Raw genomic sequence first — 16,479 nt, forward strand, 5'->3', positions numbered from 1 at the left:
AGGATTTTTTTTGTATAAGAAAGTATATTTAGTATCGACTCAAGATACTGAGGTTAATGAAGAAGTATCAAGATATTTAAACGAGAGATTTAGTTTAAATATCCAAAAAGTTAATTTTGATGAAGTTTTTGAAGATACACAATCTTTATTTTTATTAAATCTAAGTGATGAAGAGATAAAAATATTTTTCAAAAATCATGTAAACTCCAAAGTTCATATTGCAATACTTCCAAATGAAAATTGTCCAAGTGCCATAAACAATTATTCAATATCCAAAAGTTTAAAAGAGGCTATTGATGATGCTTTTAATGAGAATCTTTTTACTTGTATAGACGTTTTAATGTGTAATGATACAATTGCATTTAATAAAATAGAAATAGGTAATATGCATGGAATAAATGGTTATGGAAAGAAAAGCTATTTAAGTAATTTTAAAAGTTTTTATAAGAATTTAAAAAATATTAGTTTTAAACCTTATACTTTAACAACTTCAAAAGAGCATAGTATTAAAACTGTTGCTTCTGGAATTATTGTTTTAGAACACTCTGTAAAAGATGAAAATTCTGCTTTAAAAGATGATTTATCTTTAAGGGATGGAAAATTAAATGCTTTTATTCTCTCTCCTAGTTCATTAATCTCATATTTTACATATTTGATTACTATTTTTTTCTATCATAAAATTTCGGTATTTTCTTTACCTAAAAGTTTAGGATTTATTAAAAGTTCATCTTTAAATATAAAATCTAAAGGAAATATTGATTGTGTTGTTGATGGTGTTTATACACAAAAAACTGATGAAATAAATATAGATGTTTTAAAAGATAGTATTTGTTTACATTTAGGAAGAAGTTTTGAAAATAAATTAAAAAAAGATAGTAATCAAATTGAAGAAAAAGATACTATCAAAGTGAATTATTTACCAAAAGGTGAATTAAAAGAGCTTTTACTTACTAAAAAACTCTATTTATTTAAAAAAGCTAGTGAAGATGATTTTAAAGATTTATTTTTAAGCTTAAATAGTAGTGCAAAGTTTTCATATATATATCTTACTCTTATGATTTTAAGTACTTTAGTTGCAACTACTGGTCTTTTTGCTAATTCAACACCAGTTATTATTGGAGCTATGATTTTAGCACCTTTAATGTCACCTATTATTTCACTTTCTATGGGGGTTATTAGAGCTAATAACTTTTTGATAAGCCAAAGTATTAGAACTCTTTTAATTGGTATTATAATGGCTTTATTTGTATCTTCTTTATTTACATTTTTAATACCCCTTGAAGATATTACAAGTGAGATGAAAGGAAGACTTCATCCAAACTTATTAGATCTTTTTGTGGCAGTTTTTTCAGGAATTGCAGGGGCTTATGCTAGTGCAAAAGAAGAGGTAGCAAAATCTTTAGCTGGAGTTGCTATTGCTGTTGCTTTAGTGCCACCTTTAAGTGTAACAGGTATTGGTATAGGTTTTGGTGATTTAAGTATGATTTATGGCTCATTTTTACTATTTATTACAAACTTAGTAGGGATTACTTTAAGTGCTGCACTTACTTTTATAATCTTGGGATATTCACCAATTAAAAGGGCAAAAAAAGGTCTATTTTATACTGGAATTATGATGGCATTGATTACTATTCCTTTACTTAATTCTTTTGATGAACTAGTAGTAAAAAATGAGTATTTAAATAAATTAGAGAAAATAGAGTATGTAAAAATAGAAGATAAAATGATAAATCTTGAAGTACTTGACTTATACCTCATTGAAAATGGAATAGTTCATATTGATTTAGAAGTAACAAGTGATAAAAATATAGGTCAAGTAGAGTATAAAAAGATTAAATCAATAATTGATAATATCATTGAAAAAGAGAGTGAGTTAAGTATCTCTACAAAAATTATAGTTAAATAGAAAGTATCAAATGGTAAGTTATAAAATAGAGGTAAGAGGTATAGTTCAAGGAGTAGGGTTTAGACCATTTGTCTATAATCTTGCTTTAAAAAATGATATAAAAGGTTGGGTTAATAATGATGAAAAAGGTGTAAATATAATCATTTATTCAGACGAAAATTCTTGTCAAAAATTCTTAGATGAATTAAAAAACAATCCCCCAAAACTAGCAAAAGTAGATGAACTAAAAATAGAAAAAATAATTTCAAATAAAGTATATGAAAGCTTCGAAATTATTGAAAGTGCTAACTCAAATCATAAATCAACTATCATAAGTCCTGACATGGCAATTTGTGATGATTGTATTGAAGATATAAATGATTGTAATAACTTTAGATACAATTATGCTTTTACAAATTGTACAAACTGTGGTCCAAGATACTCTATTATAAAAACAGTTCCCTATGATAGAATTAATACATCTATGAGTGAATTTGAACTATGTTCTAAATGTTCAAAAGAGTATAATGACCCAACAAATAGAAGATATCATGCACAGCCAGTTTCTTGTGAAGTTTGTGGTCCAAAAGTAACTTTGTATAATAAATATAATGAAGCGTTAAATGATGATATTGAAGCTATAAAACAAATAGCAGGTTTAATCAATAATGGACACATAGTAGCTATAAAAGGATTAGGTGGTTTTCACCTAATTTGTGATGCAACAAATGATATGGTAGTAAAAGAACTAAGAATCAGAAAAAGCCGTATTTCAAAGCCTTTTGCAGTTATGTTTAAAGATTTAAAGAGTGTTAAAAATTATACAGTTTTAACAACAAAAGAAGAAGAGATAATTAACTCAAAAGAGAAGCCAATCTTACTTGTAAAAAAAGCTTCAAATACTAATCTTAGTGAACTTGTTGCACCAAATATTGACCATCTTGGGAGCTTTATTGCTTATACACCTTTGCATCATTTACTTTTTAGATATTTAAACAATCCCATTGTTGCAACAAGTGCAAATTTAAAAGATGAACCAATCATTAGATTTAAAGATGAAATCTTAGAAAAGTTAGCTCATGTGGTAGATTTTGTACTAGATTTTAATAGAGAGATTGTAAATGCATGTGATGATTCTGTTATACAAATAATAGATGATGATATTTCAAAGCTAAGAAATGCTAGAGGATATGCTCCAACACATCTGAAACTTGAAAAAAATAGTTCAAAAAATATACTTTCCCTTGGTGCAAATCAAAAATCAGCAATATCACTTGTCTTTGAAAATAACCTAATTTTATCTCCTCATATTGGAGATTTAAACTCAATTGAATCTGTTGAATATTTTGAGCGTACCATAGAGACATTTAAAAGATTTTATGACTTTGAACCGGATGTTATAGTTTGTGATAAACACCCAAATTATGAGTCAACAAAATTTGCACAAAAATTAAAAGAAAAAAATCCATCAATACAATTAATTCAAGTTCAACATCACTATGCTCATATACTTTCAACTATGCTTGAATATAAACTAAAAGATGAAGTTTTAGGAATAGCATTTGATGGGACAGGTTATGGAGATGATGGAAATATTTGGGGTGGGGAAGTTTTTATAGCTTCAAAGAAAAACTATAAAAGAGTTAATCATATAAAATATTTCAAACTTCTTGGTGGTGAAATAGCTGTAAAAGAGCCTAAAAGAGTAGCTTTGTCACTTTTATTTGATAATTATAGTTTAGAAGAGATATTTGAATTAGATATTCCAACAATAAAAGCTTTTAAAACAGGTGAAATACAACTTTTATATACAATGTGGCAAAAAGGATTAAATGCTCCTCTAACAAGCTCTATAGGAAGGGTATTTGACGCAATTGCATCTTTTGCAGGAGTTTTACAAGTACAAAGTTATGAAGGTGAAACTGGGCTTTTAATAGAACAAAATTATGATGATAGTATAAAAGACTCATACAGTTTTGAAATAAAAAGTGATGAAATAGATTTATCAAATATGATAAAAGAGATTGTAAAAGATAAAAATAGTGTTTTAATTTGTACTAGGTTTATCAATACACTTGCAAAAATTATATTAGAAATTTCCGAAGAGAATAGGGCATTTCCTATTGTTTTAAGTGGTGGAGTTTTTCAAAATAAAACACTTTTAGAGTTGGTTTTAAAACTATTAAAAGAAGAAAATATAGATGTTTACTATTCAAAAAATATACCACTAAATGATGGTGGAATAAGTGCAGGGCAAGCTTATTGTGTTTGCTAGTATATATTATACAATTTATTATTGTATATATACTGTTAATATATTTAAAAAATGTAATAAAAATATTTTATAGAGCTTATATATAGGCTTTTTTAGAAAAAATAATTTTTTGTAAAAAAGCAGATGTTTTATTTGAACTATTTTAAATATTATAATTATATAAAATGTATTATGAATAATTATATTAAGTGTTTAACAATAAAATAAAAAGAGAGAATATGAAGTTATTAGAAAGTAAAAATATATGGGCAAATGATTTACATTGTGCTTTTACTGATTTGATTTATTTTGATAATCAATTTTTTTGTGCCTTTAGAGAAGCTTCTACTCATATGAGTTTTGATGGCATTATAAAAATACTTATTTCAAGTGATGGTCAAAATTGGGAACTTCATTCTAGTATTAAACTAAATGATATTGATTTAAGAGATCCTAAGTTTTCTATTACTTCAGAAGGTAAACTGATGTTAAATGTGGGAGAGCGAAAACAAGAAGAGAAAAAAGCAATTTTTTCTTCACTAAATTTCTTCTTAGAAAAAAACAATAAGTGGAGTGAAGCTTTTAGGTGTGAAACAGGTATTAATACTTGGAGGTGGAGTACTACTTGGCATAAGAATAAGGCCTATTCTATGGCATATACTGGAAAACATAAATTAGGTGCTATATTTAGCTCTGCTGATGGAATAAAGTGGGATTTAATTCAAGATAATATTTTCCCAAAAGCTTTAGAAAGAGGAAATGAAACATCAATAGTTTTTAAAAGCAATGATGCATATTGTTTATTAAGACGTGATGGTGGAACTCATTTTGCAATGCTTGGTTTTTCAAAACCACCTTATGATTCTTGGGAGTGGAAAGATTTAAAGCAATATATTGGTGGTCCTAAAATGTTGCAATTAAAAGATGATTTTTTAGTAAGTGGGCGCTTTTTTCAAGATAAAGAAGTTTTTACCGCTATTGGGATTTTAAACCCAAGAAGTTTAGAGTTTGAAAAGTTTTTAAAGCTTCCATCTTTGGGTGACTGTTCATATCCTGGGTTAGTTCTAAAAGATGATATTGTATATATCAGTTATTACTCTTCTTTTAAAGATAAAAAAACAGCAATTTATTTTGCAAAAGTTAAACTTTAGTATTTATGGTACTTAATATAGTTTTCGTTAGAATTACAAGAAAATATAGGAATATTTATGATTAAGACAACACATGAAATCTCAAGTGAAGATGGATATATAAAATACAACTTTTTTGAAATACACGAAGATTTACAAGGTATTATTGCAGATGATTATTATACATACAAAACTGATGAATTTAAAAAAGAAGCTTACTGTGAACTAATGTATAAGAAAAATTTTTATGATAAGTATGATAGGGATACTTACAAAGAGGTTTATGAAAAGTACATAGATAATGAAAAGTTTAAAGAAAAGGCTTTATTTATCTACTCAATTATTGATTATGATAAGTATGTACAGTTTGTAGAAGAAAATCCAACAATAGAAAATCCAAATGAACTAACTATCTCATATAGTATTTTAGATAGTGTTGGTGTTAAAGTAAATATTTATAATATTGGTATTTCTGATATTTCTTTTGTATTTTAGAGTTTAATATGTTAAAAGATTTTAAATCAATCACACTTTTTCCTCTTGTGATGATATTTGCAAGAACTTTAAAAGGTAAAAAACAAGAGTATACAGGCTTTATAAGTGATGATAGGAATGAACTAAAAAACAAACAAATCTTGGAAGTAGAAAGTATAAATAATAGTTTTTCCCAAAATATCAAAAGTTTTTTTGATAAGGAATCACCAATATATGATAAAACTCTAGTAAAATTTAAAATAGATTTAAATGTCGCTCCTGAGTTAAGAAGAGGATTGATTCAAGACTTTTTAAAAACAATCGATATTTACTATGCCATGTCTATGCTTGGAGCTAAAATCCCAAATGAAAATATTTATATAGAATTAGATATCTCAAATCAAAAAGTAAATACTTCAAATATAAACAATCTTTTAAGATATATACTATTAGCTTATGGTTCAAGAAAAGTTGATAGGGTATATTTGAGTGGTTCTTTTGATACAAGGTCTCAAAAGGCTTATGAAACTTTATTATCGTATCTAAATAGCTCAAAAATAGAAAACTACTCAAACTCAAAAAGCCTTCATGTAATCACTTGTAAAAACTCAAAACAAACTTTAGATATAGTTTGGTCAAGTGGGGATGATATAGAATTAACCGATTTTAATACAGTTTTTAATAGATTTGGAGAAAAGATAACAAAAGATATAAAAGTTTCTCAAAATCCTATTTATGCACTTCATAAATGATATATTTAAATTGAGTCATTTCTGAGTCATTTGTTAGATATAATAAAATTTATTATAAAAACAAAAGGCTCTATTTTTTATGTGTATAAATCAATTTAAAGATACAAAATACCAAGAACTACAAACTATACAAAAAGAAGCAAGAAATTTAGAATCCCAAATAAATGCAATAAAATTTCAAAATCAAAAACAATCTATTGTATCTTCTACAGATGGATATGTAGCAAAACTAATGATAAATACAATAGGTGGAGTAGTAACACCAGCTGAAAAACTAATCTCAATAGTTCCAAAAGAAACACCACTAATAGTAAAAGTAAATGTACTAAATCAAGATATAGGTTTTATAAAAAAAGATATGCAATCTAAAATCAAAATAGATACATTCTCTTTTCAAAAGTATGGCTTCTTTGAAGGTAAGATTATAAATGTTGGAAATTTTTCCATAGATGATGAAAAACTAGGTCCCGTTTATGAAGTAAAAATAGAACCAAATGGAAAAACTTTAAATGTAGAAGGACAAGAGAGATACCTAGAAGCAGGTATGAGTGTAACAGCTGAAATCAAAGTAGGGAAAAGAAGAGTTATTGAGTTTTTTATTTATCCAATTATTAGGTATTTGGATGAGGGGTTGAATGTGAGATGATAGGGTTTGATATAAAAATAGATTTAGAGAGGTAATTGTATGGTATTAAATATAGAAGAGAAAGATGGAAAAAAGTATATCGATGGGGAAGAAATTTTACTTGAAATTGAATATGACTTTTATAAGAAAAGTTTACTACTTTTATTTGCCCTAATTGGAATTTTAATAGGATGTATTTTTTTTGTAGGAAGTGATAAAAATATTTTTTTAAAGATTTTAGGTATTTTTATATGTATATATGCATTATTTCTTTTTTTTGATGTTTTATTATTCAAGAAACTTTTAATTACAAGAACAGAAATCAAAAAAATATGGATATTTGGTGAAATTAAATTATTGGTTGCAGAAGCTATTGTATTTAGAAGTTCTTATAAATTAAATAAAGGAACAATTCATTTTAGATCAAAATCTAATAGATTTTTATCTTATATCTTACAAATTCGATTATTTGCTTTAAAAAACTATAAAAAAAAATATGAACAGATTAAAAAAATACTTATAGAAACAAAAATACTAAAAGGAGATGAATATGAGTGGAATAATTAAAATTGGAGATTAGAGAAATAAAATAGGGGTCAGGTGATAACGATAAGATAATTTATTTCTATTGAAAAGTTTAGTGAAAAATATTACAAAATGTAAAATTTTTTAAAATAAATAAATATTTTTGTTATTATGTTTTTATTATGTTTTATCTTCAGAAAAATACAGAAAAATAGGGGTCAGGTGATAACGATAAGATAATTTATTTCTATTGAAAAGTTTAGTGAAAAATATTGCAAAATGTAAAATTTTTTAAAATAAATAAATATTTTTGTTATTATGCTTTATCTTCAAATAAGGATAAAATATGCCAAGAAGACCAAGAATTGAAATATCAGGTTTCTATCATGTAGTTAATAGAGGTGTAGAAAGAAGAGTAGTATTCTATGACAGATGCGATTTTGAATATTTTATAATTCTACTTTCAGATGGATGTGAAAAGTTTAATATAACTTTACATAATTATTGTCTGATGAATAATCACTATCATTTGTTGATTGAACTAAAAGATGAGAACCTTTCCAAATTTATGAGATACCTTAACTCAACATATGCGATTTATTTTAATAAAAAATATAAAAGAGTTGGTCACTTATGGCAAGGAAGATTTAAATCTTGGTATGTAGTAAATGAAGTATATTTATATACATTGATTAGATATATTGAACAAAATCCATTAAAAGCAAAACTAGTGGAAAAGATTGAACATTATCCTTATAGTTCGAGTTATTATTTTTTTAAGAAAGAAGAAGTTCCAAATTATCTAAGAAATTCTTGGATTGTAAAAACGTATGAAAAAAATATAAAAAGGATAAATGATTTTTTTAGTTTAGATATAGATAGTTTCGATTTAAAAGAATTAACAAAAGCTTCAAACTTAGTGGATGCACCAAATATAGATAAAAAAATATATGAAGAAAAACTTATAGAACTTTTTAAAGGTATAACAGATAAGAAAATAAGAAATAACTATATATTTGAAGCTTATAATCAAGGCTATTCACAATATATGATTGCTAAGACTATTGGGATATCACAACCAGCTGTGAATGGGATTATAAAAAGAATGAGTAAATAATGTTATTATTATCACCTGACCCTTTTTTTTCGTTTTTCGGGTCGTGAAGTAACAATATCTTCTAATGCTAGAGAAATACTTCCTTTGTCTTTTACAATTTTCTCTATATATTCAATTTTTTCAATAATTAAATATATTTTTGAAATAGACTCTTTAGACATATATTGCCCTATCAATAATAAACTTTTTAGCAGTTTTCCCCATACCTGAACTATCAGCTAAATCAACGGGCAATCCAAAGATATTACTGATTTCATTTTTTATTTCATTTATTCTACTAATAGATTTGAATCCATATCTAGAAGCAAATTCTGGTGTAGATTCAATTAAAATATCAATATCACTTGTTGGAGTTGCTTCATCCCTTGAATATGAACCAAACAATCCTTTTATGATAAATCCCTCTTGTGAATAAATAGGTTTGAGTTCTTTTAGTTTGTTTAATATTTCTTCTTTTTTCATAATGTTAATTATAACATAAAATATTAAATAATATTATTCCCATTTAAATTGAGTCATTTCTTAGCCTTTCTTTATTATCTTACAAATTGACATATAATTAACTGTTTTTTTATTTATTGTCTATAATCACAAAAAATAAAAAGGTATATAATGAAACTTTGTGGGATAGAATTAAAATCAAATAATGTGATATTAGTCGTGTTAGATGATAATAAATATTGTGATTTGAAGATAAAAAAACTTATATTAGAAGATGATGAAAAACAAGGGGATATTAGACAGTTTTGCAATGACTTCTTGCTATTTTTAGAACAAAATCAAATAGATAAAGTTGTTATCAAAAAACGTGCCAAAAAGGGTAACTTTGCAGGTGGTGCGGTTACATTTAAACTTGAAGGCTTAATTCAGTTAAATCCTATGTGTGAAGTTGAGTTAATATCTCCTCAAGCTATTTCATCATTTGAGAAGAAAAATATGATTGATTTTCCAAATGAATTAAAAAAATATCAAGAACAAGCTTATTTGACAGCTCTTTGTAGTAATTAAATTTGATTACTAAAGGTTGACAAAATTATAATTATAAGTTAATATACTAAAAGTAAATAAATTTAATGACTAAAAAGGTTTAGTATGAATTCACCATTTCCCTATGAAACTTATGCAGAAAATGAATCATTTTATGGAAGAGAAGTAGAAAAAGAAAAAATACTATCTTTTGCAAATACTTCAACAAATCTTGTGATATATTCTAAAAGAAGACTTGGTAAAAGTTCACTTGTAAGAGAAGTTTTTAGGGAAAATAAAGAGTATTTATTTATCTATTGTGATATGTTTGATATTACTTCTAAAGAGGATTTTGCATCAAATTTATTGCATAGTTTGGCTAGTTCTATAAAAGGTGATATAAAAGTAGTTTTAAAGCGACTTAGCAAACTATTTAAAAGAGTTAGTCTAGTATATAGTGCTGATCCTCAAACTGGAAAATTGAGTTTAAAACCTGATTTAAAAGCCCTAAGTTTTCAAGAGATGATGGATGAGTTTTTTAATACAGTTTTTGAACTATCAAAAAAACAAAAAATAGTGATAGCCTTAGATGAGTTTCAACAAATCTCAACGCTAAAAGATGCAAAAATAGATGCAATTCTTAGAAAATATATCCAAGAAAACTATAATATCTCTTATATATTTTTAGGTTCAAAAAGACATATGCTAAATAGACTTTTTGAGTATGGAGCACCACTTTTTGAAGAGGCGACATCTATGCAACTTGAGTCCATAAAACAAGAAGATATAAATAACTATGTCTCAAAACATTTAAATATTTCTGATGAAATTGTAGAGTATATTTATGATTTAACTGATGGTGAAACAAAGTTTATACAACATATTTTCCATATACTTTTTGTTTATCATAAAAGAAAAGAGATTACTATTAGTTTAGTTGATGAAGCTATTTTAGAGATAATTCATGCAAAATCTTCAGGATACAAAATACTATTTGACACTTTTAGTCAATTTCAAAAAAAAGCTTTTAAAGCCTTATCAAAATATTCTCAAAATATTCATTCTAAAGATGTGTTAGATGAGTATAATATCTCAAAAGGTTCTATGCAAAGTGCTTTAAAACAGTTGTATCAAAGAGAGATTATAGATAAAGAAGATGATGTTTGGTTTATACCTGATAGGACTTTGGAGCTTTGGGGTAAAACACTGTTAAATTAAAAACTTACCACTCTTTTGATATAATCGCGTTAATTTAATATAGGGCCAAAATAAAAATATGACAAATCACGAAGCTAAAACTCAAAAGTTTATAATCAAGTTTTTTCCAGAGATTATGGTAAAAGGTACAAAAGCTAAAAGACAGATGATAAATCAGCTTTATACAAATCTTCAAAAAATACTTTTTTCTATAAGTAAAGACACAACTATCGTAAAATTCTTTGATAAGATTGAAGTTGTATGTTTAAGGGAATTTGTTGTTGAAACAAGACAAAAGTTACTTGAAACACCAGGAATTGAACTTGTTTTAGAAGCAGTTCAATTTGATAATATCTCTACAATTGATGAAATAAAAGAAAAAGTAAATGAAATAGCAGCTGAACAAATCGTAGGTAAAACTTTTAAAGTAAATGCAAAAAGAGTAGGGGAACAACCTTTTAAATCGCCAGATATTGAAAGAAATGTTGGTGGATATATGCTTGCTCAAAATAGTGAAAAAACAAAAGGTGTAGATGTTAGAACTCCTGAAGTTGTAGTTAGTTTAGAATTAATTCATAAGCAATTAAATGTAATTACCTTAAGACACAAAGGTCTTGGAGGTTTCCCAATAGGTACTCAAGGAGCTATTTTATCACTTATGTCAGGGGGATTTGATTCTACAGTTGCTAGTTACTTAACTATGTCAAGGGGAATTAAAACTAACTTTATTTTCTTTAATCTAGGTGGAGTAGCCCATGAAATAGGAGTTAAACAAGTAGCTTATTATCTGTGGAAAAAGTTTGGAACATCTCATAGAGTAACAATTACTACTATTCCATTTGAAGATGTTGTGACTGAAATATTTAATAGTACAAACGAATCATATATGGGTGTAACTCTTAAAAGACTTATGTTAATGGCAAGTGAAAGAATTGCTGATAGAATGGAAATTGATGCCCTTTTAACAGGTGAAAGTGTTTCACAAGTTTCTTCACAAACATTAAGAAATCTTGCAATCATAGACCAAGCTTGTAACAAACTTGTATTAAGACCACTTTCAACTATGAGTAAGCCAGATATCATGGAAATAGCTTCTAAGATTGGAACAAAACATTTTGCAGAATCTATGCCAGAATATTGTGGTGTAATTTCTAAAAACCCAATAACTCACGGTAGCTATAAAAGAATGGAAGAAGAGTCTAAAAAGTTTGATTATACTGTTTTAGATGAAGCTGTTAAAAACGCGGTTACAGTAAATGTAGATGAAATTGATTTAGATGTAGCACAAATAGGTCAACTTGATGTTATATCTGATTTATCATCTGGAAACTACACAGTAATTGATATTAGACAAAGTGATGATTGTATTGAAACATCAGTTGAAACACTAAAAATACCATTTTATAATCTAAAAAAAGAGTTTAAAAAACTTCCTCAAGATAGAGAATATCTTTTCTACTGTGAAAAGGGAATCTTAAGTCAACTTCACGGTCAATATTTAAGAGATAGTGAAAACTATACAAATATAAAAGTTTATAGACCTTAAATATCTTTGTGTTCTTATTTGTAAAAAATAAGAACATATAGTAAAACACCCATATAAGAAGATAGACTCATAGAGTAAAAAATTGCCTTTCCAATTTTTTTATGTTTACTACTTTTAAAACTTTCAATTCCACTATTTTTATACTCTTTTAAAGAACTAATATATAAATATAACCATCCACCTAAACTTGCAGTTGCAATTAGTATATGAATAATCAAATAAACTAATAAAAATTCAAACGATAGGCTACTATTATCAGAATATTTAACAAAACCACCATATAGTCTTACATTGATTTCAAAATATAGAATAACAATTAAACTTGAAGCTAATAATAAAGTTTGAGTTTGAAAATGCAGTTTGTATTTTTTCTTAACTGCTAAAAATACACTAAAAGCAAACAAAATTGGAAGAATGGCAAAATAAATTGCCATAATATCCATGTAAATTGGTGCTTTCATTACTCTTTTTTATCTTTTGGTAAGTTTTTTAAAACTCTTTCAATAATAATAAATCCAAATGGAATAAGTGAGTATACAAAAAGTTGGAAAGTAAGCCCTGTATTCCATTTGTATCTAGACTTTGCTAAAAACAGTACAAGCATAAAAAGTATAAATAAAACCCCATGAGTCATCCCTACAATTTTAACTGGATATGGGTTTTCTCCAATATATTTTATTGGCATAGCTATAAATACAAGAATAAGATATGATAAACCTTCTATAAAAGATACAAATCTAAATCTTGAAAATGCATTATTCAACATAATTTTCCTTTAATTAAATTTTGAGATTATATTTAGTTTTCGTTAATCAAGGGTTAATTGTAAAAATAAATTACTATTTAAGAAAAGTTAGCTAAGATAATTTTATGAATTTTAATAAAATTATCTTTGCTTTATTGATGTTATATATCTTAGCAGATATTGCTAAGACTTACTTTTTTTAATTAATTTAGAAATAAATGGTACAACTAAAACAGTTATGTATCCAACTATTGCACCAAGAATTATTTCACTTAAAAAACCACCTAGTGGTATATTTTTTAATACCTGATCAAATGAGTGTAAAATATGAGTTTCATGGGAAATAATACCACCACCAACAGCTAACATAGCTATTGTTCCTAAGATACCAATAATTTTAATAATCACGGGCATAGATTTTACAAATAAAGTTCCAATACTTTGTGAGATAGAGCTTTTCTTTTCTTGTAAATAAAACCCAATATCGTCAAGTTTTATTATTAATGCTACAATTCCATATACAAAAACAGTTGCTAAAACTCCCATTAGTATTAAAACTGCTAATTTTGTAATAAAATCATTGTTATCTAGTAAACTTAAAGTAATTACGATAATTTCAAAAGACAAAATAAAGTCTGTTTTTATTGCACCTTTTATTTTTTCATCTTCTAGTTCTTGTGTTGATAAGTTTTTTAAATTTTCGTCAACATTGTGATTTTCATGGTGAAAACCTAATTTTTCTAATATAGATTCTACACCTTCATATGCTAAATATATACCACCTAAGATTAAAGTAGGAGCTATTAGCCAAGGAGCTAAATAGCTCATTAGTAGTACTATTGGAATAATAATAAACTTATTTTTAAAACTACCAAGAGCAATTTTATATACTATTGGTAATTCTCTTTTTGCTGCATTTTTTTGGGCTTCTTTTATGGCTTGAACTTTGATTTTTTCTAATTCTATTAAAATTTCTTCTTGTTCTTCTTTTGAAAGTCTTTGAATATTTTGTTTAAATTCATTTGCATCTTTTGCATCTTTTAACTCTTTTTTTAAAATATCAGAGGTTGTTTCATTCGTAAAGCTAGCAATTGCAGCTAAATCATCAACAACTAAGCCAGAAGACTTGATACTTGCAAGTTTTGTGTATGTAACAATATCATCAAATAATAAACTAACATCATCTAGTGAAGTTGTTAAAGATTTAGTTGCTGTTGCTATTGTTTTTGTTGCTAAACTTCCAATATCATCAGCTAAAATAGAGAGATAACCTAATAATCCAGCCATTTAATTCCTTTAAGAATAATTATTTTTGACATTTTATTTAAAAACTATTTAGGTATAGGTTATTCTAGTATTTTTTTGATAAGATATTAAAAATTAATTTATAAAAGGAGAGCGTTTATGAATAATACAGCAAGAATATTATGGACAAGTGATAATAAAGAAACAGCTTTAAATATGGTTTGTTTATATGCCCACAATGCAAAAAAACTAGGTTGGATTGAAAATGTTCAAGTTTTAATTTGGGGTGCATCTCAAACTTTAATTGCAAATGATAATGAATTACAAGAAAAAGTAAAACAGATGGCTAAGGATGGTGTTGAAATAATAGCATGTCAAAAATGTGCTGAAAACTTAGGAATAGTTGATGAATTAAAATCTTGTGATATGCAGATTTATTATACAGGTGAATTATTAAGCTCTTGGGTTAAAGAAGGTTCTAGTATTATAAGTGTCTAACTGACATAAATTAACTACAAATTATCATAAGTCTTTGTTAATATCAAATAAAAAAGGCTTATGATGAAAACTTTATTTAAAATCTTACTTCCTTTATCTTTTATTTTTCTGTTTACAGCTTGTTCTTCAAAATACCCAACATTACCAACTACAAAAAGTGTTGATATAAATAAGTACTTAGGTAAGTGGTATGAAGTAGCAAGATATGAACACTTTTTTGAAAAAGGTTGTAAAAATGTTACTGCAACATATAGTTTAAGGGAAGACGGAGATATAAATGTTATTAATCGATGTACTAAAATAAAAACTGGTGAAAAAACACAAGCAAATGGTATTGCTTATGCTACAAATGATGAAAATACAAAACTTAAAGTTAGTTTTTTTAGACCATTTTGGGGTGATTATTGGGTTTTAATGTTAGATGAGGATTATAAATATGCAGTTGTTGGAACACCATCAAGGGAATATTTATGGATTTTATCAAGAAGTTCAACAATAAGTGAAGAGTTAAAAACAGAGATTTTATCGAAGCTTCCAAGCTTAGGGTTTGTTACAAATAAACTCATTTGGACTATACAAGATTAAAAAATTTTAAAAAGCTACGTTATTGTTACGTTAATAAATTATAGTTTCTCTATGAGTTTCATCTGAAGGAGAGAGCTGGTGAACTACTCGATTAAGAAGTTTGAGTACATAAACTAAAAGCAAACGCTTTTAGTTTAAATTCTTTTTTTATTATAATCAAATTAATTACTTATTAATTAACCTTCGATATTATTCCACTTTATTTTTTTAGAAAGGATAAAGTATGAAAAATATTATAAATCACAAAATAATCTTAGTTTTAGTTGTTTCTTTTTGTTCGCTTTTAAATGCAGCGGATAATCATTTGGAGTTTTCATTTGTAAAAACAGATGGAAATACTGATTCAACTGTTATTTCAGGTAAGTTAAAAACAAAAAAAGAGTTGTCTTCTAAAGACTCATTTAAAGCCGAAGCATATGTTCTATACAATAAAACAGATAATAAAACATCAGCAAATCAGTACAGATTGGAATTTGATTATAATCATCTCTTAACTGATAGATTATATACATACCTTGGTATGGCTTTTGTAAAAGATGAATTGTCTGAATATGATTATAGATTAAATATTGGTCCAGGTTTTGGATACAAAGTTTTAAATAATGATATTCATAAATTAGATTTAGAAGGGGGTATTAATTATGCCTATGATAAATATTCTGAAAAATCTAATGAATCGTATGTTGCTACAGAAACAAAATTAAATTATGAGTATAAGGTAAGTAATAATACATCTTTTAAACAAATGTTAAATTATTTACAATCATTAAAAGAATCAGAAACATATTTTCTTACAAGCGAAACAGCTTTACAAGTAAAAATGGTTGAAAACTTATCAATGGCTCTTTCATATAGAGTTGATTATACTAACGATACAGTTAAAGAAAAAACAGATAAGAAATTTTTAACTTCTATAATTTATGATTTTTAGCAAA

General features: G+C 26.2%; 19 protein-coding genes. 14 read left to right on the forward strand and 5 right to left on the reverse strand.

Features of this window, described 5'->3' with window-relative positions; genetic code table 11:
• The first annotated feature begins 10 nt into the window (after positions 1-10).
• The 8 genes from APAC_RS05170 (at position 11) to APAC_RS05205 (ending at position 8,762) form a co-directional block, all read left to right on the forward strand.
• Positions 11-1,906 carry a TIGR00341 family protein gene (locus APAC_RS05170; protein WP_130233105.1) on the forward strand — a complete coding sequence of 632 codons (1,896 nt, stop codon included), beginning with the start codon at positions 11-13 and terminating at the stop codon, positions 1,904-1,906.
• 10 nt (positions 1,907-1,916) lie between these two features.
• Positions 1,917-4,160, forward strand: coding sequence for a carbamoyltransferase HypF (gene hypF / locus APAC_RS05175; protein WP_130233106.1), 2,244 nt, complete (start codon positions 1,917-1,919; stop codon positions 4,158-4,160).
• 218 nt (positions 4,161-4,378) lie between these two features.
• Entirely contained in the window at positions 4,379-5,290 is a 912-nt protein-coding gene (locus APAC_RS05180; protein ID WP_130233107.1) for a hypothetical protein, read from the forward strand.
• Positions 5,291-5,347: 57 nt separating this feature from the next.
• A complete protein-coding gene (locus tag APAC_RS05185) occupies positions 5,348-5,764 on the forward strand; it encodes a hypothetical protein (RefSeq protein ID WP_130233108.1) in 417 nt (138 codons plus the stop codon).
• Positions 5,765-5,772: 8 nt separating this feature from the next.
• On the forward strand, positions 5,773-6,495 hold the full coding sequence (locus APAC_RS05190; protein ID WP_130233109.1) for a hypothetical protein: 723 nt from the start codon (positions 5,773-5,775) through the stop codon (positions 6,493-6,495).
• Between the two features lie 79 nt (positions 6,496-6,574).
• Positions 6,575-7,141 (forward strand): beta-barrel domain-containing protein, encoded by a 567-nt coding sequence (locus APAC_RS05195; RefSeq protein ID WP_130233110.1) that lies wholly within the window; start codon positions 6,575-6,577, stop codon positions 7,139-7,141.
• 39 nt (positions 7,142-7,180) lie between these two features.
• Positions 7,181-7,687, forward strand: coding sequence for a hypothetical protein (locus APAC_RS05200; RefSeq protein WP_130233111.1), 507 nt, complete (start codon positions 7,181-7,183; stop codon positions 7,685-7,687).
• Positions 7,688-7,991: 304 nt separating this feature from the next.
• Positions 7,992-8,762 (forward strand): transposase, encoded by a 771-nt coding sequence (locus tag APAC_RS05205; RefSeq protein ID WP_130233112.1) that lies wholly within the window; start codon positions 7,992-7,994, stop codon positions 8,760-8,762.
• Between the two features lie 11 nt (positions 8,763-8,773).
• Here APAC_RS05205 and APAC_RS13235 read toward each other — a convergent pair whose 3' ends face one another.
• Positions 8,774-8,923: a hypothetical protein gene (locus APAC_RS13235; protein WP_170170090.1), complete on the reverse strand. Its 150-nt coding sequence runs from the start codon at positions 8,921-8,923 to the stop codon at positions 8,774-8,776.
• Positions 8,916-9,224, reverse strand: a complete 309-nt coding sequence (locus tag APAC_RS05210; protein WP_130233113.1) for a nucleotidyltransferase family protein — start codon at positions 9,222-9,224, stop codon at positions 8,916-8,918. Before APAC_RS05210 ends, APAC_RS13235 begins: the two co-directional genes overlap by 8 nt.
• Positions 9,225-9,374: 150 nt before the next feature.
• Between APAC_RS05210 and APAC_RS05215 the strand changes: the two genes are divergently transcribed.
• The 3 genes from APAC_RS05215 to thiI all read left to right on the forward strand — a co-directional run bounded on the left by APAC_RS05215 (position 9,375) and on the right by thiI (position 12,471).
• On the forward strand, positions 9,375-9,770 hold the full coding sequence (locus APAC_RS05215; protein WP_130233114.1) for a DUF3010 family protein: 396 nt from the start codon (positions 9,375-9,377) through the stop codon (positions 9,768-9,770).
• A gap of 84 nt (positions 9,771-9,854) precedes the next feature.
• Positions 9,855-10,946 (forward strand): AAA family ATPase, encoded by a 1,092-nt coding sequence (locus tag APAC_RS05220; protein ID WP_130233115.1) that lies wholly within the window; start codon positions 9,855-9,857, stop codon positions 10,944-10,946.
• Between the two features lie 58 nt (positions 10,947-11,004).
• Complete coding sequence (gene thiI / locus APAC_RS05225) at positions 11,005-12,471, forward strand: tRNA uracil 4-sulfurtransferase ThiI (RefSeq protein WP_130233116.1); 1,467 nt, start codon at positions 11,005-11,007, stop codon at positions 12,469-12,471.
• Between the two features lie 14 nt (positions 12,472-12,485).
• Here the strand turns inward: thiI and APAC_RS05230 are convergent, their stop codons facing one another.
• From APAC_RS05230 to APAC_RS05240, 3 genes are all read right to left on the reverse strand, one after another.
• Entirely contained in the window at positions 12,486-12,932 is a 447-nt protein-coding gene (locus APAC_RS05230) for a DUF420 domain-containing protein (RefSeq protein WP_130233117.1), read from the reverse strand.
• Positions 12,932-13,237: a DUF3817 domain-containing protein gene (locus tag APAC_RS05235; RefSeq protein WP_130233118.1), complete on the reverse strand. Its 306-nt coding sequence runs from the start codon at positions 13,235-13,237 to the stop codon at positions 12,932-12,934. The genes APAC_RS05230 and APAC_RS05235 overlap by 1 nt, the downstream gene beginning before the upstream one ends.
• 162 nt (positions 13,238-13,399) lie before the next feature.
• Positions 13,400-14,503 (reverse strand): DUF808 family protein, encoded by a 1,104-nt coding sequence (locus tag APAC_RS05240; protein ID WP_130233119.1) that lies wholly within the window; start codon positions 14,501-14,503, stop codon positions 13,400-13,402.
• Between the two features lie 117 nt (positions 14,504-14,620).
• On the opposite strand from APAC_RS05240, the gene APAC_RS05245 reads away from it, so the two are divergent.
• The 3 genes from APAC_RS05245 to APAC_RS05255 all read left to right on the forward strand — a co-directional run bounded on the left by APAC_RS05245 (position 14,621) and on the right by APAC_RS05255 (position 16,475).
• Positions 14,621-14,959 (forward strand): DsrE family protein, encoded by a 339-nt coding sequence (locus APAC_RS05245; protein ID WP_130233120.1) that lies wholly within the window; start codon positions 14,621-14,623, stop codon positions 14,957-14,959.
• 63 nt (positions 14,960-15,022) lie between these two features.
• Positions 15,023-15,544, forward strand: a complete 522-nt coding sequence (locus APAC_RS05250; RefSeq protein WP_130233121.1) for a lipocalin family protein — start codon at positions 15,023-15,025, stop codon at positions 15,542-15,544.
• A gap of 223 nt (positions 15,545-15,767) precedes the next feature.
• A complete protein-coding gene (locus tag APAC_RS05255; protein ID WP_130233122.1) occupies positions 15,768-16,475 on the forward strand; it encodes a DUF481 domain-containing protein in 708 nt (235 codons plus the stop codon).
• The last annotated feature ends 4 nt before the right edge of the window (positions 16,476-16,479 follow it).

This window comes from Malaciobacter pacificus, from assembly GCF_004214795.1.
Taxonomy (GTDB): Bacteria; Campylobacterota; Campylobacteria; order Campylobacterales; family Arcobacteraceae; genus Malaciobacter_A; species Malaciobacter_A pacificus.

Bases quoted from the DNA above. Each gene is read 5' to 3' on its own strand.
- APAC_RS05230 (WP_130233117.1), bottom strand. From the start codon at position 12,932: ATGAAAGCACCAATTTACATGGATATTATGGCAATTTATTTTGCCATT.
- APAC_RS05195 (WP_130233110.1), top strand. From the start codon at position 6,575: ATGTGTATAAATCAATTTAAAGATACAAAATACCAAGAACTACAAACT.
- APAC_RS05255 (WP_130233122.1), top strand. From the start codon at position 15,768: ATGAAAAATATTATAAATCACAAAATAATCTTAGTTTTAGTTGTTTCT.
- APAC_RS05250 (WP_130233121.1), top strand. From the start codon at position 15,023: ATGAAAACTTTATTTAAAATCTTACTTCCTTTATCTTTTATTTTTCTG.
- APAC_RS05190 (WP_130233109.1), top strand. From the start codon at position 5,773: ATGTTAAAAGATTTTAAATCAATCACACTTTTTCCTCTTGTGATGATA.
- APAC_RS13235 (WP_170170090.1), bottom strand. From the start codon at position 8,923: ATGTCTAAAGAGTCTATTTCAAAAATATATTTAATTATTGAAAAAATT.
- APAC_RS05240 (WP_130233119.1), bottom strand. From the start codon at position 14,503: ATGGCTGGATTATTAGGTTATCTCTCTATTTTAGCTGATGATATTGGA.
- APAC_RS05235 (WP_130233118.1), bottom strand. From the start codon at position 13,237: ATGTTGAATAATGCATTTTCAAGATTTAGATTTGTATCTTTTATAGAA.
- APAC_RS05220 (WP_130233115.1), top strand. From the start codon at position 9,855: ATGAATTCACCATTTCCCTATGAAACTTATGCAGAAAATGAATCATTT.
- APAC_RS05215 (WP_130233114.1), top strand. From the start codon at position 9,375: ATGAAACTTTGTGGGATAGAATTAAAATCAAATAATGTGATATTAGTC.
- APAC_RS05210 (WP_130233113.1), bottom strand. From the start codon at position 9,224: ATGAAAAAAGAAGAAATATTAAACAAACTAAAAGAACTCAAACCTATT.
- APAC_RS05180 (WP_130233107.1), top strand. From the start codon at position 4,379: ATGAAGTTATTAGAAAGTAAAAATATATGGGCAAATGATTTACATTGT.
- APAC_RS05185 (WP_130233108.1), top strand. From the start codon at position 5,348: ATGATTAAGACAACACATGAAATCTCAAGTGAAGATGGATATATAAAA.
- thiI (WP_130233116.1), top strand. From the start codon at position 11,005: ATGACAAATCACGAAGCTAAAACTCAAAAGTTTATAATCAAGTTTTTT.
- hypF (WP_130233106.1), top strand. From the start codon at position 1,917: ATGGTAAGTTATAAAATAGAGGTAAGAGGTATAGTTCAAGGAGTAGGG.
- APAC_RS05205 (WP_130233112.1), top strand. From the start codon at position 7,992: ATGCCAAGAAGACCAAGAATTGAAATATCAGGTTTCTATCATGTAGTT.
- APAC_RS05245 (WP_130233120.1), top strand. From the start codon at position 14,621: ATGAATAATACAGCAAGAATATTATGGACAAGTGATAATAAAGAAACA.
- APAC_RS05200 (WP_130233111.1), top strand. From the start codon at position 7,181: ATGGTATTAAATATAGAAGAGAAAGATGGAAAAAAGTATATCGATGGG.